Below are 20739 nucleotides of genomic sequence, written 5' to 3'. Positions count from 1 at the left end.
TGCTCACCGATCCTCCAGGACGATCACGTTGACTTCTCCGGGGCCGTGGACGCCGTGGACGAGGTCGCCCATGTCAGCCGTCGCGCTCCGACCGGTCGCGAAGACGACGCTGTTGCGATCGGCGAACTGCGTTTCGAGCCGATCGAATCCGGCCTCGAGATCCGGGAGGACGTCGCTCGCAGCGACGACGGCGACGTGTCGGTCGGGGTAGACGCTGATCGGTTCGTCGCCCGCGGGCCGCGACTCGATCGCGAGACTCCCGTACTCGGCGATCGCGAACGTCGCGGGGGTGACGCCCGTCCGCGCCGTCGCGACGTCGCCGTTGGTCGGTTCCGTCGTCACCGAATCCGGCTGCGAGACGCCGTCGAACAGAAGTGGCGTTCCGACCGCGGGTGGTTCTACCACCGATGCGATCCGCTCGCTCGCGTCGGCCGCCGACGCGCGCTCGAGACCGACCTCGAGGTCCTCGAGTTCGCGTTCGAATCGGCTGACTGTGTCGGTTGTCATCGTCTATCGCATTTGGGGCGACAGTCAATATACTGGCGGTCGGTTTCGGTCGACGAACGCGCGGAAAACGAATGCGAGGGTTAGCGACGGCGTGATCGGGCACGGTCGTAGCACTGGGTGTCGACGGGCGTTACGCCTCAAGCGCTTCGTAAACGGTATCGACTACCTCGGGTGTCGCTTCGGCCATCCCGGCAAACCAGCAGTACTGGGCTACCGGATAGGTCACCGACTCGGAATCGATCGATTCGCCTGCAGCCGATCGAAGTGACCGATCGGGTTGATCGAACCGTGCTGTCAGATCGAACGCGGTCTGTCGCTCGAGTGGCCGCGAGTCCTCCTCGAGCAGCGATTTGATCCCGTCGATTGCCTCGATACGGTAGGCGTCCACGTCGTCGGCGTCGTCGATCTCGATCGAATCGCCCCCATCGATCCGGGCTCGAACTCGTTCGAAGCCGTCGAGGGCGAGGAGTGCGCCGTGGGCGTACTGGACGTACCGCGCCGGTTCGAAGTCGATCGAGGGTGCTCCCCGTCTCTCACCGCGCAAATCCCAGCGCACGTTCGCCAGGACGGATGCCGACGTCGAATCCGGGTCGATATCTCGGTCGACGAGTTCGTGCGCGTCGTACTCCGGTTGCAGCATCCACCACTCGCCGGACAGTTCCGCTTCGAGCGTCTCGGCAGCTTCGGCGATGACCGTGGTGTCGGTTTCCTCGAGCGAGTCGACGTACCGCGAATACACGTGTACTGCATCCTCGAGGGCTACACGTCCCTTTTCACGATGAGCGGCCATCTCGCCGACGGCCAGTGACTCGACCGGTTCGTCGATGTCGGTGACTGCCGTTATCTCCTCGAATGCCTCGTCGGTCAGCCGACTGGTGTCGGCGTAAGTAAAGACCGCCTCGAGCGGATCGTCGCCGACGTGATACTCCCACTCCTGATCGAACTCCAGTCGTGCTGTCCGCAGATCGGCAACCGACTCGGAGACATCGTCTCGCGTTTGCTCGTCGTCGACCGCCTCCCAGATACCCGCAGCCTCCGCGCCGCTCCCGTGTGCGTTTCGAAGCCGCTCGAGGAGGTCGCGGCTCGTCGGTTCGTCGGGAGCGGCCTCGAGGTCCTCGGAGGCACGTTCTCGCCGCCGTTCGATCCGCTCGCGAACCGCTTCGTTCGGAATCGTTTCAGTGTCGATAGGCTGTGGGATCGACTCAATCAATTCGCCGACCTGCTGGACGCTCGCTTCGACGTGGTCGTCCGATACCGGAAGCGGGTACTCGTGGTCGACGGTCGGCACGTCGGTGTCGTCGACGATCGCCGCGAGCCGGTCACCGTTGATCGAGGGCGACGACCGGGACCAGAGTTCGGTACAGCCAGCCAGCGGAAGACACCCGATCGCCGCGAGGAGACCGCGTCTCGTCGAAGCCGATCGCTCGAGTGGATCCCGACTCCGGCTCATCGGTCGTCACCGTCGGTAGACGTCTCGTTTCCGGCACTTTCGCCGCAGTCGACGCTGCAACTCGGCTTCCGTTCCACGGATTCCGTCTCGAGGGCTGTCAGATCCTGACAACCCGCGGCGCTCGCGAGGAACCCGCCCGTTCCGCAGAGAACACCCCAGCGGCCCCAATTCGTCATTGTACCTACCAATGACTCAGTCAATTAAAACCTTTCTTTCGAAGGGGAATTGCGGGAACGGAGACTGGCGAACGGAACCGAGGCCATGCCCTTCTTGTCCTCCCAGCCGTTCTCGCGGAGGGAGGACTCGAAGTCCGGAAACTCGAATTTGAAACCTCCTCGAGTGCATCGATATCGACGCTGTAGCCAGACCCATTAAACACTGTTTGTCGTGATTTGCGATCAGTCCGGAAAAGCTATTTATTACGGTATATGGTGGGTGGGATATGAAACGAAGCGCGTTCCTCGCTTCCGTGGGTACCGCCGGTTCGATTGTCCTCGCCGGGTGCCTCGGAAGCCTCTCGTTCACCGAGGAAAGCGCCTCGAGCGAGTGTCCCGACCTGAACCTGGAAGGTCCACTGGAGTACGACGCGTTCGATTTCGAGGGGGGAGTTCTAGAGACGGACGAGGAGGAAGTAGTGAAAATCCTCACGAGTCGCCAAGAGGTAGAACAGTTCCTCGAGGAGACGACTATTCCGGAAGCGATGGAGTCGGTGGACTTCGCAACGCAGTACGGCGTGGTTGTAGAACGCTCACTGCACGGAAATTGGGGCTCTCATCACGTGATCGGAGTCGATCAGTACGCCGAAGGGACGATCGAATTGCACGTGTGCACACCCGAACGGCCAGAATCGCCGCCGAACGACGTAGTAACGACGATGTCCATCGGTCTTCTCGTCGAACACGACGGAGAACTGCCGACAGACGGCCGGATACAACATCACTACTAAACTGCTATCGGCGGAACGTGTCGTCCGGCCGTTGTACTTACGGCGAGTGACTACTGCATCGCCTTGACCCAGCCGGGAACCGAGGCCATGCCCTCCTTGTCCTCCCAGCCGTTCGCACGGAGGGAGGACTCGAGATCCGTGAACTCGAAGCCGAACTGCTCTTCGAGCGCGGGGATGTCGGCGCTGTAACCGACCTCGTTGAACCACTCGCACATGACGGTGAACTCCTCGCCGAAGCTCTCGTAGGCGTCCTCGATGGGGACGTGGACCGGATCGACATCCTGGCCGGTGACCTCGCTCAGCAGGTCGGCCGTCTCGGCGAGCGTCAACTCGTCGCCCGCGAGTTCGACGTGTTCGCCGACGAACTCGTCGGGATTCTCGAGTGCGACTGCGGCGGCGTGGCCCACGTCGTCGACGTCGATCATCTGGAGGGAAACGCCCTCCTCGAGGGGGAGCGCGATCTGGCCGTCCTCGACGACGTCCTCGGCGAAGGCCTCGAAGTTCTGGAAGAAGAACACGGGCTGGAGGACGGTTAGCGGGAGGTTGAGCTCCTGTGCGTGCTGGTCGATCTCCTCGGCCGAGTCGAAGTGGGGTACGCCGGTGTCCTTCTCGTGGCTGCCGACGCCGCTGAAGACGAACTGGTCGACGCCTTCTTCGCTCGCGACCTCCGCGATGTTCTCACCCTGCTGGACCTGTTGCTCGTAGCCTTCCGTCCAGAAGTTGGTAACGGCGAAGACCGCGTCGACTTCGGCGACGTGGGGCGCGAGGGAATCTTTGTCGTTCAGGTCCCCTTCGACCATCGAGACGCCCTGCTCGGACAGTTCCTGTGCGCGGTCGCCCGACGCATCGCGCGTGAGTCCGTAGACGTCGAACTCGGTGTCGGATGCAAGGAGGTGTTCGACGACGCTGCCGCCCTGATTGCCGGTCGCGCCGGTGACGAGGACGCTCGTGGTCATCTCAGTTCACCTCCGACGTGAATTTCCGGGTAGTTGTCGCTGATACGGTCACGCTCGAAACGCTGCTCGAAGCTGGTTTCATCACGTTACCTGATTCGCCTGCGAACTACATATACGCTTGGCGACACGAGCGATACCAGCTTACACCGGTGTTACCAATGCGTCCGCGAGAGCGGACGAGACAGCAGACTACCGGATACTGCGGATCGGGGAAGGTCGAGTTCTCGAGGATCGGGCCGATCGCGGATCGGAGCGGCGAGAGTCCGATCGACTCTCACGCCGAACTCAGGCGTAAGCCTCGAACTCCTGGCCGAACAGCGCGAAGTAGCCCACGCCGACCATTCCGATAACCGAGGCGACGACGAAGGAGAGTTCGGGGCTGGCGAACTCCCAGAGGAGGCCGCCGAGCGCGCCGCTCGGGATGACGATCAGGTTCCGCAAGAAGTAGTACGAGCCCGTGACCCGACCGCCTGCGTCCTGTTCTGCGGGTCCGACGACCAGCGCCTTGTGGGCCGGTAGACCGGCGAATCGAAGCCCGGAAAACGCAAAGAGCAGGACGAGCATGGTCGCGTTTTCGGGAGCGAAGATCAGGAGGACGGGGAAGATCGCGTAGACGAAAAAGCCCAGCCCGACGACCGGCTTGAGCCCGGTGTACTCGGCGACCTTCGCCGTGGGTGCCATCGTGACCAGCGCGACGAACATCTCGACGGCGAGCAGGACGCCGAAGAAGGCCGCCGGCGAGAGCGAGATCGCGCCGACGAACGGAAGCGTGATCGAGAGTCCGATCCCCATGAGCTGGGTGATGACGAGGATGAAGAAGACGTAGACCATCCCGTTCGCGAAGCGGACGAACGTGTCGGCGACCAGCAGCGGTCGCAGTGGAGCCGGCATCGCGCGCAGATCCGAGCGGATCTGGCCGAAGCCCTCGAACTCCTTGCCGATGGTGTCTTCGGCCTCGTAGAGGAAGTGCTGGGCGAGCGTCCCGAGCGCGCCGAAGACGACCGCGATCGCGAGCACGAAGAGAAAGCCCGGCATGAGGCTGTCGGCGACGAGCACCGCGACGATCAGCGGCGCGAGCAGGAACGCCGATCGACGGAACGTCTCGGTACTGGCGAACCCGCGCGCCAGCCGGTCAGGGGGCACGCTCTGCTTGACGATGGCGTAGGTCGCGCCGACGCCGAAGGACTTCCAGCCCTGTGCGAAGAGGAGCCCGACGAACACCCAGATCCAGGGCTCTACGACGATCACGCCGAGATCGATCGCGGGGACGAACGCGCCGGCCAGCCAGATGCCGAAGCCGAGCGTCGAGAGCAGGCCGAAAAGAGTGAGCGAAAGCCGCGAACCGAACCGGTCGGAGACGACGCCACCGTAGTAGGGGAAGACGGCCCCGATCACGTTCCCGAGCGTGGCGTAGAGGCCGACGACGAAGCCGGTTGCCCCGAGGAAGACGAGGTAGTCCGGCAGAAACCGGTTGGTCATCTGGAAGCCCAGACTGAACGCGAACATCGCGAGCGAGAGCACCAACACGTCGCGCTCGAGCGAGAAGAACTGCCGGTAGACATCTGCCGGACCCGTCGTTTCTCCCTGCGTTTCGGCCATGATCGAAGATTGGACGGAGGTGGTTAAGAAACTCGTGAACCAGAAAATACTGGAAATTGGTTCGGACGGTTGCGACACTCCGTGGTCGGTCCCAACCGGGTCGACGAACGCTCCCGTCTCAAGCGAGCCTTACTGCTCGCAGATCTCGAGGAAGTTCTCGAAGATCTCGTCGCCTTCCTCGGTGTGGGCGACCTCGGGGTGCCACTGGACGCCGTAGAGGTCGCGGTCGGTGTCGCTCATAGCTTCGACGCCGCAGACATCGCTTTTCGCGGTGAGTTCGAACCCCTCCGGGAGTTCCTTCACTTCGTCGGCGTGGCTCGCCCAGACGCGGGTCTCGGGGTGGAGCGAGCCGGTCAGCGGATCCTCCTCGTCGACGATATCGACGGTGACGTCGGCGTAGCCGCCGTACTCGCCGCTACCGACGCGGCCGCCGAGTTCCTCGGCGATCAGCTGCATGCCGAGACAGATTCCGAGGACGGGAACGTCTCCCTCGAGGTACTCTGCGGACCGGCCGATTCGGTCCATATCCGGTCCGCCGGAGAGGACGATACCGTCCGCGTCGACCTCTTCGGGAGGCGTTTCGTTGTCGATCAGGTCCGTGTCGACGCCGAGGTCGCGAAGCGCCCGGCGCTCGAGGTGGGTGAACTGTCCGTGATTGTCCACCACGACGATCGTCGTCATTGACGGTCCCTAGCCAGTCACCCGGTAAAAACGGTCCGGAACGCGTTTTCGGGTCGGCGTGACTCGAGCGAGAGTCGACCCGGTCACCGCGAGAGGGTGTGCAACAGCGGTAGTTCCGTCCTTCAAATTAGTACCGGCAATAGAATCATTTGTTCGGTGTTTCCCTCCGTATTTCGATACCTTCAACCACAGCGTGTGGTGATACCAAAACGTTCATGCTCTCGAAGATCAATCAGTAACTATGACACTCGAGGCCGAAGCAGTCGGGAGTCAGACCGAAGACGACGGCGACGTCGTCGCTGCAGTCGACGAGATCGACGGGCAATCACACCTCGTCATCGCCGATATCGCGCGGGACAAGACATGGCTCTCGATGGTCGAGCGAGATGCCGCCTCCCTCGAGGCGTGGCGGTAACTGTCGTCAGTGCCGCCATCGCGCTGAAGTCGCCGATCGATCCCAATTTTCGGTACGTTTATACTCGTCTCACCGGACGGTAGCAGTATGGCAGTCGATCTCAACGAGTTCGAGCATCCGGCGTGGCTCACCGCGGTCGGAACCGGTATCGGTTATCTACTGATCCTCGCGGTGTTGACCGTCGCCCTGTTCATCGTCCCGTGGCTGATCTTTGCGGCCCTGTAGCGGGTCGGATTCGGCACTGAAAACGGTCGGCTTCGAACGGGTCGTTTCGTGCGTCTCGAAGCACTGATCCGACAGTATCGATACGCTGAGTTGGTACTACCGATATTTTGTCGCGTCCTCGAGCGCCGAGCGGGGACGCTGGGCTAATTACTGAGCTGACGCTGGTGCTGTCGGATGCTGGCAAAACAGGAGGAGAAACCGCCCGGTTCAGGCGAAGGTCTTCGAGACTTCGTCGTTGGTCTCGGAGTCGGCCTGGACCTTGTCCCAGGCGTTACGGAAGTCCTCCATCCGAATCTCCGTGCGGTCGTCGCGGATGGCGAACATTCCGGCTTCCGTACAGATGGCCTTGACGTCGGCCCCGGAGGCCTCCTCGGCTTCGAGCGCCAACTCGGCGAAGTCGACGTCGTCGGCGACGTTCATGCCGCGGGTGTGGATCTGGAAGATAATCTCGCGACCCTCCTCGTTCGGCTTCGGCACCTCGATGAGGCGGTCGAACCGGCCGGGGCGGAGGATGGCGCGATCGAGCATATCGAATCGGTTCGTCGCAGCGATGATGCGGATCTCGCCGCGGTCCTCGAACCCGTCCATCTCCGAGAGGAGTTGCATCATCGTCCGCTGGACCTCGGCGTCGCCGGAGGTCTTGGATTCGGTTCGCTTGGCGGCGATGGCGTCGATCTCGTCGATGAAGATGACGGCAGGTTCGTGTTCGCGGGCGACCTTGAACAGGTCGCGGACGAGTTTGGCACCCTCGCCGATGAACTTGTGGACCAGTTCCGAGCCAGCCATCTTGATGAAGGTGGCGTCGGTCTGGTTGGCGACGGCTTTGGCGAGCATCGTCTTGCCCGTGCCCGGCGGGCCATAGAGCAGGACGCCGCTCGGCGGGTCGATCCCGACATCTTTGAACGCGTCGGGCTTCTCGAGTGGCATCTCGACGGTTTCGCGGACTTCCTGCATCTGCTCTTCGAGGCCGCCGATATCCTCGTAGCTGACTTCGGGGCTCTCAGTGACTTCCATCACGCGAGCGCGCACATCAGTTTCGTTGGAGAGCGTCTTGACGATAGAAAGGGAGTTGTTGACCGCGACGCGGGCATCGGGGTCGATGTCCTCGCGCATCTCGTCGGTGACCTCGGTGAGGGCCTCCTGGTTGTTCCCGTGCTGTTTGATGATGACGCCCTCGTCCGTGATCTCCTGGACGGTGGCGACGAACAGCGGGGACTGCTTGAGCTTCTTGTTCTCGTGGGTCAGCCGCTCGAGTTTCTGCTGGTACTTGTTGTTCTCGGCGTTGGCATCGAGGAGCTTGTCCCGCATCTCCTCGTTTTGCGCCTCGAGGATCTCAAGCTGGTCCTCGAGTGCCTGAATCTTCTCCTGTTGGGACGCCTCGTCCTCGTCGTATGGGAGGTCGACGTCGTCCACGGTGTCGCTCATCACCCGTCCTTTGGGTGTTGGTTCATAAGAGACTTCGGGTCGGTGTACCCCCGCCAGATGTATAACCAACAGACATTTTTTGAAACAGAAAATATTATCACGCTGTATCGGCTAGGGGGTAGTGATGAGTGCTTCAGAGTCGCTGCGACACGAGACCGACAAGCGGGGAACGTGGGACGACGTGCGGGAGCTTCCACCGAGCGCCAAACTCGTCGCGAAGGTGCTCGAGTACAACGAAACGATGACCCAACAGCAGATTGCCGACGAGACGCTGCTTCCCTCGCGGACGGTGCGCTACGCGCTGAATCGCCTCGATGACGAGCACGTGATCGACTCGCGCTTCTCGTTCTCGGACGCCCGGAAGCGCCTGTACAGTCTCGATATCGAAGCCTGACCGGATTCCCGAACGATCATCGCTCCGGCGGTTCGATCTTCTCACCGTTTTCTCCCGTTTGTCGCCCAGACCAGTCGCCAATATCGATCGGTACCACCGTCTACCGACGCCCGTTTTCCGACGGTGAGAGTAGCATTGCCGGGTTAGCGTTGGGTGGTGGCGCGCGCTGTCGTCCGTCCGAACGGTAGTGAGGGCGGACGATACCACCGTGCGAGGGATGAGCGAGCGACCGAAGGGAGCGAGTGAATCGGTTGGGGAGGACGTGGCAATCCTCGTTGCCAGTGTGAGAGCAGTATATGTCTCGTTTCCATACGTCCTCGAGAACACGGAAAGACACCGACGAGCGTCCTGCTACCGTGAACACTATGATTGCCACGTCCTCCCCAACCGATTCGTTCAGTCGCGACGCTCCTTCACTCATCCACTGGAAGACGCTTTGCGACTTCCAGGCTGCTCGAAAACGTGACGCGTTTTCGGCATCACGAAACGGCTTTGCCGTTTCGAACGACGTCGCTCGTTACACTCACGACGACCTCGAACGGTCTCGAGTCGCGCCTCGTTTACCTCGCCGCGACTCGGCGCGCGCCACTGCACGAAACTGATCTGCTGTTGTGGTGTCTTTCCTCGCTGCCACGATACACCCACCCACTGCACACACTTCGTTTCACTTCCACTTCGGTCGCGGAACCCCTTTAGGGCGGGCCTGCCAACGAGGCGACAATGACGCGGGTTATCCACACGGGCGACACCCACATCGGGTACCAGCAGTACAACGCGCCCGAGCGACGACAGGACTTTCTCGAGGCCTTTCGCTCCGTCGTCGACGACGCGGTCGCGGACGACGTCGACGCCGTGATCCACGCCGGCGACCTCTTTCACGACCGGCGACCGGGGCTGATCGATCTGCAGGGCACCGTCGAAATCCTCCGTACGCTCGCCGACGCCGACATCCCCTTTCTCGCCGTCGTCGGCAACCACGAGTCGAAACGCGACGCCCAGTGGCTCGACCTTTTCGCGGATCTCGGACTGGCGACGCGACTCGGTGCGGAACCCGAAGTCGTCGACGACGTGGCCGTTTACGGCCTGGATTTCGTCCCGCGCTCGAGACGCGACGATCTCGAGTACGACTTCGCACCCGTCCCCGACGAGGCCGAACACGCGACGCTCGTGAGCCACGGCCTGTTCCAGCCGTTCGCCCACGCCGACTGGGACACCGAACGATTACTCGAGGAGTCGACGATCGACTTCGATGCCGTCCTCCTCGGGGACAACCACAAGCCGGACACGGCAGAAGTACTCGACACCTGGGTCACCTATTGCGGATCGACGGAACGCGCGAGCGCCAGCGAACGCGAGAACCGGGGCTACAACCTCGTCGATTTCGAGGACGACGCCGTGGGGATCAGTCGCCGCGGCCTCACCGACACCCGCGAGTTCGTCTTCGTCGACGTCGACCTCGAGGCCGGCGAGGGCGTCGACCGAATTCAGGAACGGGTTCGGGAGTACGACCTCGAGGACGCGGTGGTGGTCGTCACGGTCGAGGGCGACGGAAAACCGATCACGCCGGCGACGATCGAGGGGGCTGCCATCGATCGCGGCGCGCTCGTCGCTCGCGTGAACGACCGCCGAGAGCTACCCGACGAGGACGAGGAAGTGTCGGTGAGTTTCGCCGACCCCGACGCCGCCGTCCGCGAGCGGGTCCGAGAACTCGGCTTGAGCGACGCCGCACGAAACATCGACGAGACGGTCCGGGACGACGGTCTCGTCGACGCGAACGTCCGCGAGACCGTCGAACGCCGCGTACGGGACTTACTCGAGGACGACACCTCGGCGTTCGACCCCGCACCGGAACGCAGCCCTGACGACGAGGACGTGACGACGGTCGCGGACCAACTCGAGGGCGGTGCGGAGGCCGAAGAACCGGCCGCGACCGAGATCGATAACATCGACGGGAGCGATGACATCGAAGAGAGCGCGGTTGAAGCGGTGATCGACGCGGCGGCCGCCGACACCGACGGCGGCGAGCCGACTGCGGACGCGACCGAGGCGAATCCCGACGAGCACGAACCGTCGTCGAACGGCTCGGAGACGGATACCGACGAACCGGAGACGGATATCGACGAACCGCCCGCGGAGACCACGGAGACGGACGCCGAGTCCGAGAGCGACGGTCCGGCTGACGCCGATGCCTCGCTGGGTGATTTCGCGTGAAAGTCGATCGCATCCGCCTGCTGAACTTCAAGTGCTACGGCGAGGCCGACCTCGGCCTCGAGCACGGCGTCACCGTCGTCCACGGCGTCAACGGCAGCGGGAAGTCGACGCTGCTCGAGGCCGTCTTCTTCGCCCTCTACGGTTCGAAGGCGCTGGACGACCGAACACTCGACGACGTGATCACGACCGGCGAGGAGGAGGCGGAGGTCGAACTCCACTTCACCCACGACGGCCGCGAGTACCACATCGAGCGCCACCTCAAACTCCGGGGCGATCGGGCGACGACCACGAAATGCGTCCTCGAGACACCAAGCGAGACGATCGAGGGTGCACGCGACGTTCGCCGGGAGATCACCGAACTCCTGCGAATGGACGCCGAGGCGTTCGTCAACTGTGCGTACGTCCGTCAGGGCGAGGTGAACAAACTGATCCACGCCTCGCCGAGCGACCGCCAGGACATGATCGACGATCTCCTCCAGCTGGGGGCCCTCGAGGACTACCGCGAACGGGCCAGTAAGGCCAGGCTAGGCGTCAAATCGGTGCTCGACGGCCAGCGGGAGGTCCTCGAGAACGTCCGCCAGCAGGTCGAACAGAAGGAAGACAAGGACCTCCACGAGCGCCTCAACAGCCTCGAGTCCAATCAGGCCGACGTGACCGAAGATATCGATCGCTTCGAAGACCAGCGTGAACAGGCTCGAAAAACGCTCGAGACCGCCGAAGACGTCCTCGAGCGCCATGAGGAGACGCGCGAGGAGATCGAAACGCTCGAAACGGATATCGACGATCTCCGATCGAAGATCGAGGAGACCGAACGCGAGCGCGAAGACGCGAAAGCGGAGATACGCGAACTCGAGGAGCAACGCGAGGAACTCGCGGCCGAGCGCGAGGAACTGCTGATAGAGGTCGACCTCGACGCCGGATCGGACGGCGGCGACCGAGCGGACGCGGTCGACGAACGCATCGCGGATCTCGAAGCTCGTGACGAGGAACTGCGGGACGACCTCGAGGACGTTCGCGTCTCGATCACGGAGACTAACGGGGAGATCGAACGGTTTCGCGAGGAGGCCGACGACCTCGAGATTCAGGCCGAAGCTGCACGCGAGGAGGCCGACGAACTCGAAGCGACGCTCGAGACCGACGAAGAAGCGATCGAGGACCGCGAATCGGACCTCGACGATCTCGAGGAGCAGATTGAGACCGCACGCGAACAGTTCGACAGCGCGCCGATCGAGTTCGGCGAGGCAGCCGACCATCTCGACTCCCTCGAGACTGACCGCCAGAAACTAACGAACGATATCGGCGACATCACGGCTGACATCCGAACCGTCGAGAACGCGATCGAGGAGGGCGAACGGCTGCTCGAGGAGGGGAAGTGTCCGGAGTGTGGTCAGCCCGTCGAGGACTCGCCGCACGTCGACGTACTCGACGAGAAGCGGGAGGAACTCGCCGACCTCGAGGAGCGACGCGAGGATCTCGAGGCCGAGCGCGACGACCTCGACGAGCGGATCGAGCACGCTGAGGAACTCCGCGAGGCCGAACGAACGGTCGACCGACTCGAGGAGAACCGCGACAACATCGAGACGCTGGTCGCCGAAAAGCGCGAGACCCTCACGGATCGACGCGAGCAGCGCGACCGACTGCGCGAGGACGCCGAGGAGTACGAGACCGACGCCGAAGAAAACCGCGCGAAAGCCAACGAACTCGAGAGCGAGGTCGACGACATTCGATCCGAACTCGGTGCGATCAACAGCGAGCGCGGCGAGATCAAGGAGACGCTCGAGTCGCTGCGCCGCGTCGCCGAGATCGACGCCGAACGCGCCGATCTCGCGACGAACGTCGAGAACCGCCGCGAACGGCGTCAGGACTGGCAGACGATGAACGACGAGCGCCGCGAGACGCTCTCGAGCAAACGCGAGCGCAAGCGCGACCTCGAGTCCGAGTTCGACGAGGAGCGCGTCGAGACCGCCCGTGAGGACAAGCAAAACGCCGAGAACTACCTCGAGAAGGTCGACGCAAAGCTCGAGGACCTCGAGGCGAAGCGGACGAACCTCCAGAACGCCATCGGAGCCGTCGAACGCGAACTCGAGGAACTCGAGGAGCGACGCGAAGAGCTGGCGGGACTCGAGGAGCGCTGTGAGCGCCTCGAGTCGCTGTACGACGAGGCCGAGACGCTACAGGCGACCTACGCCGACCTGCGGTCGGAACTGCGCCAACACAACGTCGAGACCCTCGAGCGGTTGCTCAACGAGACGTTCGATTTGGTCTACCAGAACGACTCCTACGCGGCGATCGATCTGGACGGCGAGTACCGACTGACCGTCTATCAGAAAGACGGTGAAGCGCTCGAGCCCGAACAGTTATCGGGCGGCGAACGCGCGCTGTTCAACCTCAGCTTGCGCTGTGCGATCTATCGGCTCCTCGCCGAGGGGGTCGAGGGTGCGGCGCCGATGCCACCGCTGATTCTGGACGAGCCCACGGTCTTCCTCGACTCGGGCCACGTCACGCAACTCGTCTCGCTGGTCGAATCCATGCGCGACCTGGGCGTCGAACAGATCGTGGTCGTCAGCCACGACGAGGAACTCGTCGGCGCGGCCGACTCGCTGGTCAGCGTCGAAAAGGACGCGACGTCGAACCGTTCGCGCCTCGAGCGCGGTGCGCCGCCGGAGATCGAACTGCTCGCCTCCGACTGAGAGTGAGCTGCTCGAGGGTTGGTCTTCCCTAAGCGAGGAGTGGATCGTAGGGCGCGTCAGGATTGGCTTTCGTTCAGTTCACTCTACGAGACGTCGGACGTCTCCGCTGTAGCGGTCGGTTCGTCGCCCTCGTCGACGCGGATCACCTCGAGTGCACGTCCACAGGTCTCCGTGACGCGATAGCCGCGCTCGCCGGCGACCTCGGTCTCCTCGAGCAGCCCGGCCGCCGTCAATACGGTAAGTCGCCCGTGGAGATCGCTCTCGCAGAAGTCGTAGGCGTCGAGGAGGGTACGAACACCGAGCGGGCCGCGCTCCTCGAGTTCGACGAGCAGCCCGAGCGTTGTCTCGTCGTGGACGTTTGTCAGGAGCGTTTTGACCGGATCGCTCACGCAACCTGCGGCCGTCTCCAGTGCGGATTCGCTCTCGAGATCCTCGAGACGATCGTTCTGGACGTAACACTCGTTGCCGTTCTGTGGATCACGGACGAGGCTCGCGTGTTCGGACCGTTTGAGAAGCAGATATCGTTTGCCGGTGTCGTCTTGGACGGTTTTCATGATCGGTCGTGATCGGCCGATGATTGTTGTTGCGTGACTGATCGTGAAGTAGTTTCGCCTGCCATCAACTATTTCGGGTCGGCGTCGTCGTCCGTCGTTTCGTCCGTTTGATCGGCGTCGATAGCCGCCGTCGACTCCCTGCCTCTACTGTTTGTCGTCGTCTCATCGGTTCTGTCGTCTGTCGACGATCCCTCGGCCGAGTCGCCCACTGGATCGGTCGTGCTCGAGTCGGACCCGACATCGCGCCGAAAGGCTCGATATCGTTGAATACAGAACCCGGTGAGGACGAGTCCAGCGGCGAACAGGTAGCTTGCGTAGGTCGTCGCCCCTTCGAAGACCAGGAACAGCACTCCGAGCGCGTACGCTAGTACGGCAGCGTTGATGACGAGCACGAGCGCCCAGAAGTTCTTGAGCGTCTCTCCGTCGACGTCGGTTTCCGCTGCCGAAAACTCGGGCTCCGGGATCGCGTCCTCCTCGAACTCCGATTTCAGATCGGAGCGCAGATCCGACCCCGCGTTCTCAGTCGGGACCTGTGGAATCGTCAGGGAGTCACTGTCCGGATCCCTGAACTCCTCTTCGGGGTCGTACTCATCGGGTTCGTGTTCGCTCCGGTCGAGTCCCACACTCGAATTGTCGGCGAGTAAGTCAAAAAACGTTCGCGTTCGGGGCGGGGCGGTTCGCGTTCGGCGGCGTTCAGTGCAGTCGATAGATCGATCAGGCGAGTTCCGTGAGCGTGAGCGTCTGGGAGGTCTCCACCCACGCGAGCGGATTCTCGGCGTCATAGAACACGACACCGTCTTCCGTCTCGTAGGACTCGACTGTCGCGGTGCCCTCGGGTTCACTACGCGGCTCGCTCCGATCCGTCGTATCGTCGTTTACTTCGGTGGACACTTTCATCACCTGATGCTATGGTATGTGTTACCACATTATATGTCTTGTTGCCCCTGCAAAACTCGGCGCGACCCATCAGTCTGTGGCGAGCGGGCCGACCAGCCGAAGTATGGGGGTTTTTATTCGACCGCTTCGAACCCCGATACCATGACTGAGGCGGGCCAAACTGGACTCGAGGCATTTTCCGACGAGTCCGCCGAGCGACCGGTAGAGGAAGCGAAAGCCATCGCCGGCAACGGCGGTTCGAGCGGTACCGACGTGATCGACGTCGTCGAGGAGGCGGTTCCCGAGGCCGACGGCGAACTCGAACTCGCCGTCATGCAGGTCGACTACACCATCGCCGGCTACGGCGACGAAGAGCGACCGATCGTGCACGTCTTCGGCCGAACGGTCGACGGCGAACTCGAGCACGTGCAGGTCGTCGGCTTCCGGCCGTACTTCTACGCGCCGACTGACACCCTCGAGCGACCACCCGAAGAACAGTACGACCGGCTGACCGGCAGCCGCGAGGTCGGCGAGGACGGCGAGCCCTACGAGAGTATCCGCGGCGAGAAATTGACCAAAATCTTCGGTCAGACGCCCCGCGACGTCGGACAGGTGCGCGACGAGTTTCAGCACTTCGAGGCCGACATTCTCTTTCCAAATCGGCTCCTGATCGACAAGGACATCCGCAGCGGTGTTCGGGTGCCGGAACGGCGGGCCGACGACGGCTCGCTGGTCGTCCCCCACGACGAACTCGAGGCAGTTGACGTCGACGCCGATCCGCGCGTCAACACCTTCGACATCGAGGTCAACGACCGCGCGGGCTTTCCCGAAGACGGCGAGGAGCCGATCGTCTGTCTCACCAGCCACGACTCCTACCGCGACGAGTACATCATGTGGCTCTACGAGGCTCCTGTCGGCGACGGGGAGATACCCACCGAGATCGAGGAGTACGAACCGATCGAGGGCGAAATCGATCACGAGGTTCGGGCATTCGAGGAAGAGGAGGCGATGCTCGAGGCGTTCGTCGACTACATCCGAGAAACGGATCCCGACGTCCTCACGGGCTGGAACTTCGAGGATTTCGACGCGCCGTACTTCTTAGACCGCCTCGAGGAACTCGCCGGCTCCCACCACGACTACGACCTTTCGATCGACCGACTCTCGCGGGTCGACGAAGTCTGGCGCAGCAACTGGGGCGGCCCCGACATCAAGGGCCGGGTCGTCTTCGACCTGCTCTATGGCTACCAGCGGATGGTCTTCTCCGAACTCGATTCCTACCGCCTGGATGCGGTCGGCGAGTCCGAGTTAGGGGTCGGAAAGGAGCGCTATACCGGCGACATCGGGGACCTTTGGGAAGTCGACCCCACGAAACTGCTCGAGTACAACCTCCGTGACGTCGAACTCTGCGTGGAACTCGACCGTCAACAGGAGATCATCACCTTCTGGGACGAGGTGCGTTCCTTCGTCGGCTGTAAGTTAGAGGACGCCCCCACGCCGGGCGACGCAGTGGACATGTACGTCCTTCACGAGGCCCACGGCCGGTTCTCGCTGCCCTCGAAGGGCCAACAGGAAGCCGGCGAGGAGTACGAGGGCGGGGCCGTCTTCGATCCGATCACAGGCGTCAAGGAGAACGTCACCGTGCTCGACCTGAAAAGTTTGTACCCGATGTGCATGACGACGGTCAACGCCTCACCGGAGACGAAGGTCGATCCCGAGACATACGACGGGGAGACCTACGTCGCACCCACCAAACCGGAGCCGATCCACTTCCGCAAGGAACCTGACGGCGTCATGCGCGAGATGATCACGGAACTGCTCGCCGAGCGCGAGGAGAAGAAATCCCTGCGAAACGAGTACGAACCCGGGAGCCTCGAGTACGAGCAGTACGACCGCCAGCAAGGGGCAGTAAAGGTCATCATGAACTGCTTTACGCCGGATACGGAGGTGCTGACGCCCGACGGTGTCCGGGATATTACCGACCTCGAGATCGGTGACGATGTATACTCGCTCGACCCGGAAACGGAGGAAATGGAGGTTAAACCCGTCGTTGAGACACATGCCTATCCCGACTACGACGACGAGCTGATCGACATCGAGACGGACAAGATCGATTTCAGCGTCACCCCGAATCACCGGATGCTCGTCCGGAAGAACGAGACGAACGGCATTACCGAAGACGAATACGGATTCGTCGAGGCTGGAAACCTCGACCGAGCGACGAACTACGAACTCCCTCACGACTGGGAGGGGCCAGACGGTGACGAACTGAAGAGCGTCGACCTAACGGAACTGATCGACGGCGAATACGAAGTTTGGGTTCGACCGTCCGTTCACGGCCGGACGTTCACCGCAGAGTTAGGGTGGACGCCACGTCGAGTCCCGAAGGCGGATGTCGGAAAAGTTGGCTACGTCTTCACCGCCGAGGAGTTCGACGAACACCGCGAGTATATTGAAGATGTCTGTGAACTAAGCTTCATCCACCGCGAATCCGGCCGAAAATGGATCCCCCGGACCTACGACGGGGACGACTTCCTCGACGTGCTCGCGTGGTTCGTGACTGAAGGGAACGTCTACACGTCCGAAGACAAGCAGTTCGGCGAGAACTTCCGTGGATCAGCGACAACGGTGAAACTAGCCCAGGATAAACTGCCGATCGCTGACGGCGGCGTCGATCACCACGCGACGATCGGTCAACTGCTCGACGGTATGGGATTCGATTACTACGTCGACGATCGGTCCTATACTGTCACGTCGAAGTTGCTTGGGGAGTTTCTAACGTCGATCTGTGGCGAAGATAGCTTCGAGAAACGAATCCCTGATTTCGTCTTCGACTGTAGCCGCCGGCAGAAGCGACGATTCCTCGAGGTTCTCATCGACGGAGACGGCGATCGGCAGGTGAACTCGTGGCGCTACTCCACCTCTAGCGACCGGCTTCGAGACGATGTCCTCCGTCTCTGTGCACATCTCGGTCTCACGGCGAACTATAACCGAGATAGCGGCTCGTGGCGAATTTATGTCACTGAAGAGTCGAAGAACACGCTTCGGATGCATCGGAGTTCGTCTCGAAGTACTGCCGACGATGGCGTCTACTGTGTCACCGTCGAAGACAATCACACGCTGCTTGCAGGACGAAACGGAAAGTTCCAGTTCGTCGGCCAGTCATTGTACGGCGTCTCGGGCTGGGAGCAGTTCCGACTCTACGACAAAGAGGCAGCGTCTGCGATTACTGCAACTGGCCGAGAAGTAATCGAATTCACGGAAACCGCCGCAAACGAGATTGATTATACGGTTGCCTACGGTGACACCGACAGCGTCATGCTCGAACTCGGACCTGATATCCCGAAAGAAGACGCCCTCGAGCAGTCTTTCGAGATCGAGGAGTACATCAACGATCGGTACGACGACTTCGCGCGCGACGAACTCAATGCCGAATTCCACCGCTTCCAGATCGAGTTCGAGAAGCTCTACCGGCGGTTCTTCCAGGCAGGCAAGAAGAAACGCTACGCGGGCCACATTACCTGGAAGGAGGGGAAGGACGTCGACACCATCGACATCGTCGGCTTCGAGTACCAGCGCTCGGACATCGCCCCGATCACGAAGGAAGTTCAGCACAAGGTTATCGAGATGATCGTCAGGGACGGCGACATCGAGGGCACGAAGGAGTACGTCAACGGCGTCATCGAGGACGTTCAGTCGGGCGAGATCTCGCTCGAGCAGATCGCCATCCCGGGCGGCATCGGCAAGCGACTGGACAACTACGACACCGATACGGCGCAGGTTCGGGGTGCGAAGTACGCGAACCTGCTGCTGGGAACCAACTTCCAGCGCGGGAGCAAGCCTAAGCGACTCTACCTCGACCGGGTCGACCCCGCCTTCTTCCGACGCATGGAGAGCGAGGAAGGGTTCAACCCCCAGACGGATCCCCTCTACGGCGCGTTCAAACGCGATCCCGACGTGATTTGCTTCGAGTACGACGACCAGATCCCCGACGAGTTCGAGGTCGACTACGACAAGATGCTCGAGAAGACGCTACAGGGCCCGATCGAGCGGATCCTCGAGGCGTTGGGCGTCTCGTGGGACGAGGTAAAAAGCGGCCAAGAGCAGAAGGGGCTAGACAGCTTCATGTAGCATTTGAAGCGATTTGAGACCGCTTCGGGAATTCAATCGCAGAACGCAGACAGGAGTTGAAACACGGTCTGGACTGCCCCGAGAACTCCCGCCAATTCGCTCGCAACACCTTCAGATCGCCCCCGCCGTCGTTTCCCTTTTAGCAAATTATTTTGGCAATGAGAGACCGTATCCAATTGGATACGAAACCGTTATCAGTCATACGACCCACCATTCAGACGACAGAGTACTATGGCACGTCTCGAACTACGCAACCTGCACGCGGAAGTGGCTGAGGGCGACGAGAAGATTCTCGAGGGCGTCGACCTCGAGGTCAAGTCGGGCGAGATTCACGCCTTGATGGGGCCGAACGGCTCCGGGAAGTCGACGACTGCGAAGGTCGTCGCCGGTCACCCGGAGTACGAGGTGACCGAAGGCGAGGTCCTCCTCCACCTCGAGGAGGGCGAGTTCGGTGACGAGATCGAGATCGACGAGGACCAGCGAACCTGGAACCTGCTCGAACTCGAGCCAAACGAGCGCGCCGCGCTCGGCGTCTTCCTCGGTTTCCAGTATCCGGCCGAGATCGACGGCGTCACGATGACGAACTTCCTGCGTACGGCGCTCAACGCCAAGATCGAAGAGCGAGAAGAGCTCTTCGAGGACGACGACGCCGAGGAAGAAGAAGCGGAAGACGCAGGCTTTGAGACCTCGCCGATGGAAGGCAACGTCGACGAAGGCGATGTCGGCGTCGCCGAGTTCCAGCAGATCCTCCAGGAGAAGATGGAAGCGCTGGACATGGACGAGAAGTTCGCCCAGCGCTACCTCAACGCCGGCTTCTCCGGCGGCGAGAAAAAACAGAACGAAGTGCTCCAGGCAGCCATCCTCGAGCCCTCGGTCGCCGTCCTCGACGAAATCGACTCCGGGCTCGACATCGACCGCCTGCAAGACGTTTCGAACGGCATCAACGCGCTGCGCGACGAGGAGGGCACCGGCGTCCTCCAGATTACCCACTACCAGCGAATCCTCGACTACGTCGAACCCGATCACGTCCACGTGATGATCGACGGTCGAATCGCCAAAAGCGGCGGTCCGGAGCTCGCCGAGCAACTCGAGGACAAGGGGTACGACTGGGTCCGCGAAGAGGTCTACGGCACGGCGTAACCGAATTCGGCTAGAACAACGGTAATAACGCTACAGCCGTAACCATAAACACAACACATCATGAGTTCCGATCAAGACCACCTAAAAGAGACAGACACTGAAGCCCGGTTCGAGTTCAAGAAAGAGGAGAACTCCGCAGTCCGATCCGGCAAAGGCCTGACCGAAGAGGTCATCCGCATGATCTCCGAGGACAAGGACGAGCCCGACTGGATGCTCGAGCGACGCCTACGTGCGCTCAAGCAGTACCAGAACATGCCGATGCCGACCGATTGGCCCGGCATGCCGGATCTCTCCGAACTCGACGTCGAAGAGATCGTTCCGTACATCCGCCCGGACGTCGACAAGCGCGAAGGCGTCGACGACTGGACGGAGCTGCCCGAAGAGATCAAGGACACGTTCGACAAACTGGGCATCCCGGAAGCGGAGAAGAACGCCCTTTCGGGCGTCGGCGCGCAGTACGAGTCCGAGATCGTCTACCAGAACATGCAGGACCAGTGGGAGGAGAAGGGTGTTATCTTCTGCAACATGGANCAGGCCGTCAA

Annotated in this window: 18 protein-coding genes and 1 pseudogene; 9 read left to right on the top strand and 10 right to left on the bottom strand. The window is 61.9% G+C overall.

Translation table 11 applies throughout. The annotated features are described in order from the left end of the window. Positions 1-3 precede the first annotated feature (3 nt). The 3 genes from NATTI_RS0102085 to NATTI_RS0102075 all read right to left on the bottom strand — a co-directional run bounded on the left by NATTI_RS0102085 (position 4) and on the right by NATTI_RS0102075 (position 2133). Positions 4-507 (bottom strand): LUD domain-containing protein, encoded by a 504-nt coding sequence (locus tag NATTI_RS0102085; RefSeq protein WP_006091863.1) that lies wholly within the window; start codon positions 505-507, stop codon positions 4-6. A gap of 130 nt (positions 508-637) precedes the next feature. Further along, positions 638-1957, bottom strand: coding sequence for a hypothetical protein (locus tag NATTI_RS0102080; protein WP_006091862.1), 1320 nt, complete (start codon positions 1955-1957; stop codon positions 638-640). After that, the gene (locus NATTI_RS0102075; protein WP_019991563.1) at positions 1954-2133 is read right to left on the bottom strand and encodes a hypothetical protein; all 180 of its coding nucleotides are present in this window, start codon (positions 2131-2133) and stop codon (positions 1954-1956) included. The genes NATTI_RS0102080 and NATTI_RS0102075 overlap by 4 nt, the downstream gene beginning before the upstream one ends. Before the next feature lie 266 nt (positions 2134-2399). On the opposite strand from NATTI_RS0102075, the gene NATTI_RS0102070 reads away from it, so the two are divergent. After that, complete coding sequence (locus tag NATTI_RS0102070) at positions 2400-2903, top strand: hypothetical protein (RefSeq protein WP_006091861.1); 504 nt, start codon at positions 2400-2402, stop codon at positions 2901-2903. Between the two features lie 50 nt (positions 2904-2953). Here NATTI_RS0102070 and NATTI_RS0102065 read toward each other — a convergent pair whose 3' ends face one another. The 3 genes from NATTI_RS0102065 to NATTI_RS0102055 all read right to left on the bottom strand — a co-directional run bounded on the left by NATTI_RS0102065 (position 2954) and on the right by NATTI_RS0102055 (position 6139). Next, complete coding sequence (locus NATTI_RS0102065) at positions 2954-3859, bottom strand: NmrA/HSCARG family protein (RefSeq protein WP_006091860.1); 906 nt, start codon at positions 3857-3859, stop codon at positions 2954-2956. Positions 3860-4144: 285 nt separating this feature from the next. Beyond that, positions 4145-5458 carry an MFS transporter gene (locus NATTI_RS0102060; protein WP_006091859.1) on the bottom strand — a complete coding sequence of 438 codons (1314 nt, stop codon included), beginning with the start codon at positions 5456-5458 and terminating at the stop codon, positions 4145-4147. A 129-nt stretch (positions 5459-5587) separates the two neighbouring features. Then, positions 5588-6139 carry a GMP synthase subunit A gene (locus NATTI_RS0102055; protein ID WP_006091858.1) on the bottom strand — a complete coding sequence of 184 codons (552 nt, stop codon included), beginning with the start codon at positions 6137-6139 and terminating at the stop codon, positions 5588-5590. Between the two features lie 241 nt (positions 6140-6380). Between NATTI_RS0102055 and NATTI_RS26380 the strand changes: the two genes are divergently transcribed. Both NATTI_RS26380 and NATTI_RS26375 read left to right on the top strand, forming a co-directional pair. Beyond that, the gene (locus NATTI_RS26380) at positions 6381-6554 is read left to right on the top strand and encodes a DUF7556 family protein (RefSeq protein ID WP_006091857.1); all 174 of its coding nucleotides are present in this window, start codon (positions 6381-6383) and stop codon (positions 6552-6554) included. A gap of 87 nt (positions 6555-6641) precedes the next feature. Further along, positions 6642-6779, top strand: coding sequence for a hypothetical protein (locus NATTI_RS26375; RefSeq protein ID WP_006091856.1), 138 nt, complete (start codon positions 6642-6644; stop codon positions 6777-6779). 207 nt (positions 6780-6986) lie between these two features. Here NATTI_RS26375 and pan1 read toward each other — a convergent pair whose 3' ends face one another. Further along, positions 6987-8204, bottom strand: coding sequence for a proteasome-activating nucleotidase Pan1 (gene pan1, locus NATTI_RS0102040; protein ID WP_006091855.1), 1218 nt, complete (start codon positions 8202-8204; stop codon positions 6987-6989). 124 nt (positions 8205-8328) lie between these two features. Between pan1 and NATTI_RS0102035 the strand changes: the two genes are divergently transcribed. The 3 genes from NATTI_RS0102035 to rad50 all read left to right on the top strand — a co-directional run bounded on the left by NATTI_RS0102035 (position 8329) and on the right by rad50 (position 13499). Then, a complete protein-coding gene (locus tag NATTI_RS0102035) occupies positions 8329-8598 on the top strand; it encodes a winged helix-turn-helix domain-containing protein (RefSeq protein ID WP_006091854.1) in 270 nt (89 codons plus the stop codon). Between the two features lie 720 nt (positions 8599-9318). Continuing rightward, positions 9319-10809, top strand: a complete 1491-nt coding sequence (gene mre11 / locus NATTI_RS0102030) for a DNA double-strand break repair protein Mre11 (RefSeq protein ID WP_006091853.1) — start codon at positions 9319-9321, stop codon at positions 10807-10809. Continuing rightward, positions 10806-13499, top strand: a complete 2694-nt coding sequence (rad50, locus tag NATTI_RS0102025; RefSeq protein ID WP_006091852.1) for a DNA double-strand break repair ATPase Rad50 — start codon at positions 10806-10808, stop codon at positions 13497-13499. The genes mre11 and rad50 overlap by 4 nt, the downstream gene beginning before the upstream one ends. A gap of 83 nt (positions 13500-13582) precedes the next feature. On the opposite strand, the gene NATTI_RS0102020 is transcribed toward rad50, so the two are convergent. The 3 genes from NATTI_RS0102020 to NATTI_RS0102010 all read right to left on the bottom strand — a co-directional run bounded on the left by NATTI_RS0102020 (position 13583) and on the right by NATTI_RS0102010 (position 14950). Then, positions 13583-14053, bottom strand: a complete 471-nt coding sequence (locus NATTI_RS0102020; RefSeq protein ID WP_006091851.1) for a DUF7346 family protein — start codon at positions 14051-14053, stop codon at positions 13583-13585. Positions 14054-14121: 68 nt separating this feature from the next. Beyond that, entirely contained in the window at positions 14122-14676 is a 555-nt protein-coding gene (locus NATTI_RS0102015) for a DUF7322 domain-containing protein (RefSeq protein ID WP_006091850.1), read from the bottom strand. A 91-nt stretch (positions 14677-14767) separates the two neighbouring features. Then, complete coding sequence (locus tag NATTI_RS0102010; RefSeq protein WP_006091849.1) at positions 14768-14950, bottom strand: DUF7331 family protein; 183 nt, start codon at positions 14948-14950, stop codon at positions 14768-14770. 141 nt (positions 14951-15091) lie between these two features. Between NATTI_RS0102010 and NATTI_RS0102005 the strand changes: the two genes are divergently transcribed. From NATTI_RS0102005 to NATTI_RS25170, 3 genes and pseudogenes are all read left to right on the top strand, one after another. Further along, positions 15092-19057 carry an intein-containing DNA polymerase II gene (locus tag NATTI_RS0102005; protein ID WP_006091848.1) on the top strand — a complete coding sequence of 1322 codons (3966 nt, stop codon included), beginning with the start codon at positions 15092-15094 and terminating at the stop codon, positions 19055-19057. Positions 19058-19288: 231 nt separating this feature from the next. Next, the gene (gene sufC, locus NATTI_RS0102000) at positions 19289-20197 is read left to right on the top strand and encodes a Fe-S cluster assembly ATPase SufC (RefSeq protein WP_006091847.1); all 909 of its coding nucleotides are present in this window, start codon (positions 19289-19291) and stop codon (positions 20195-20197) included. A gap of 60 nt (positions 20198-20257) precedes the next feature. Beyond that, positions 20258-20739 (top strand): annotated as a pseudogene (locus tag NATTI_RS25170) (Fe-S cluster assembly protein SufB); the annotation flags it as partial.

Source organism: Natronorubrum tibetense GA33, from assembly GCF_000383975.1.
Taxonomy (GTDB): Archaea; Halobacteriota; Halobacteria; order Halobacteriales; family Natrialbaceae; genus Natronorubrum; species Natronorubrum tibetense.
This window is presented reverse-complemented; position numbering and strand designations above follow the sequence as displayed.

Excerpts from the sequence above, each read along its gene's own strand:
- NATTI_RS0102035 (WP_006091854.1), top strand. The coding sequence starts at position 8,329 with ATGAGTGCTTCAGAGTCGCTGCGACACGAGACCGACAAGCGGGGAACG.
- NATTI_RS26380 (WP_006091857.1), top strand. The coding sequence starts at position 6,381 with ATGACACTCGAGGCCGAAGCAGTCGGGAGTCAGACCGAAGACGACGGC.
- NATTI_RS0102060 (WP_006091859.1), bottom strand. The coding sequence starts at position 5,458 with ATGGCCGAAACGCAGGGAGAAACGACGGGTCCGGCAGATGTCTACCGG.
- NATTI_RS0102075 (WP_019991563.1), bottom strand. The coding sequence starts at position 2,133 with ATGACGAATTGGGGCCGCTGGGGTGTTCTCTGCGGAACGGGCGGGTTC.
- pan1 (WP_006091855.1), bottom strand. The coding sequence starts at position 8,204 with ATGAGCGACACCGTGGACGACGTCGACCTCCCATACGACGAGGACGAG.
- NATTI_RS0102080 (WP_006091862.1), bottom strand. The coding sequence starts at position 1,957 with ATGAGCCGGAGTCGGGATCCACTCGAGCGATCGGCTTCGACGAGACGC.
- NATTI_RS0102085 (WP_006091863.1), bottom strand. The coding sequence starts at position 507 with ATGACAACCGACACAGTCAGCCGATTCGAACGCGAACTCGAGGACCTC.
- NATTI_RS26375 (WP_006091856.1), top strand. The coding sequence starts at position 6,642 with ATGGCAGTCGATCTCAACGAGTTCGAGCATCCGGCGTGGCTCACCGCG.
- NATTI_RS0102070 (WP_006091861.1), top strand. The coding sequence starts at position 2,400 with ATGAAACGAAGCGCGTTCCTCGCTTCCGTGGGTACCGCCGGTTCGATT.
- NATTI_RS0102055 (WP_006091858.1), bottom strand. The coding sequence starts at position 6,139 with ATGACGACGATCGTCGTGGTGGACAATCACGGACAGTTCACCCACCTC.
- NATTI_RS0102010 (WP_006091849.1), bottom strand. The coding sequence starts at position 14,950 with ATGAAAGTGTCCACCGAAGTAAACGACGATACGACGGATCGGAGCGAG.
- NATTI_RS0102005 (WP_006091848.1), top strand. The coding sequence starts at position 15,092 with ATGACTGAGGCGGGCCAAACTGGACTCGAGGCATTTTCCGACGAGTCC.
- NATTI_RS0102065 (WP_006091860.1), bottom strand. The coding sequence starts at position 3,859 with ATGACCACGAGCGTCCTCGTCACCGGCGCGACCGGCAATCAGGGCGGC.
- NATTI_RS0102020 (WP_006091851.1), bottom strand. The coding sequence starts at position 14,053 with ATGAAAACCGTCCAAGACGACACCGGCAAACGATATCTGCTTCTCAAA.
- sufC (WP_006091847.1), top strand. The coding sequence starts at position 19,289 with ATGGCACGTCTCGAACTACGCAACCTGCACGCGGAAGTGGCTGAGGGC.
- mre11 (WP_006091853.1), top strand. The coding sequence starts at position 9,319 with ATGACGCGGGTTATCCACACGGGCGACACCCACATCGGGTACCAGCAG.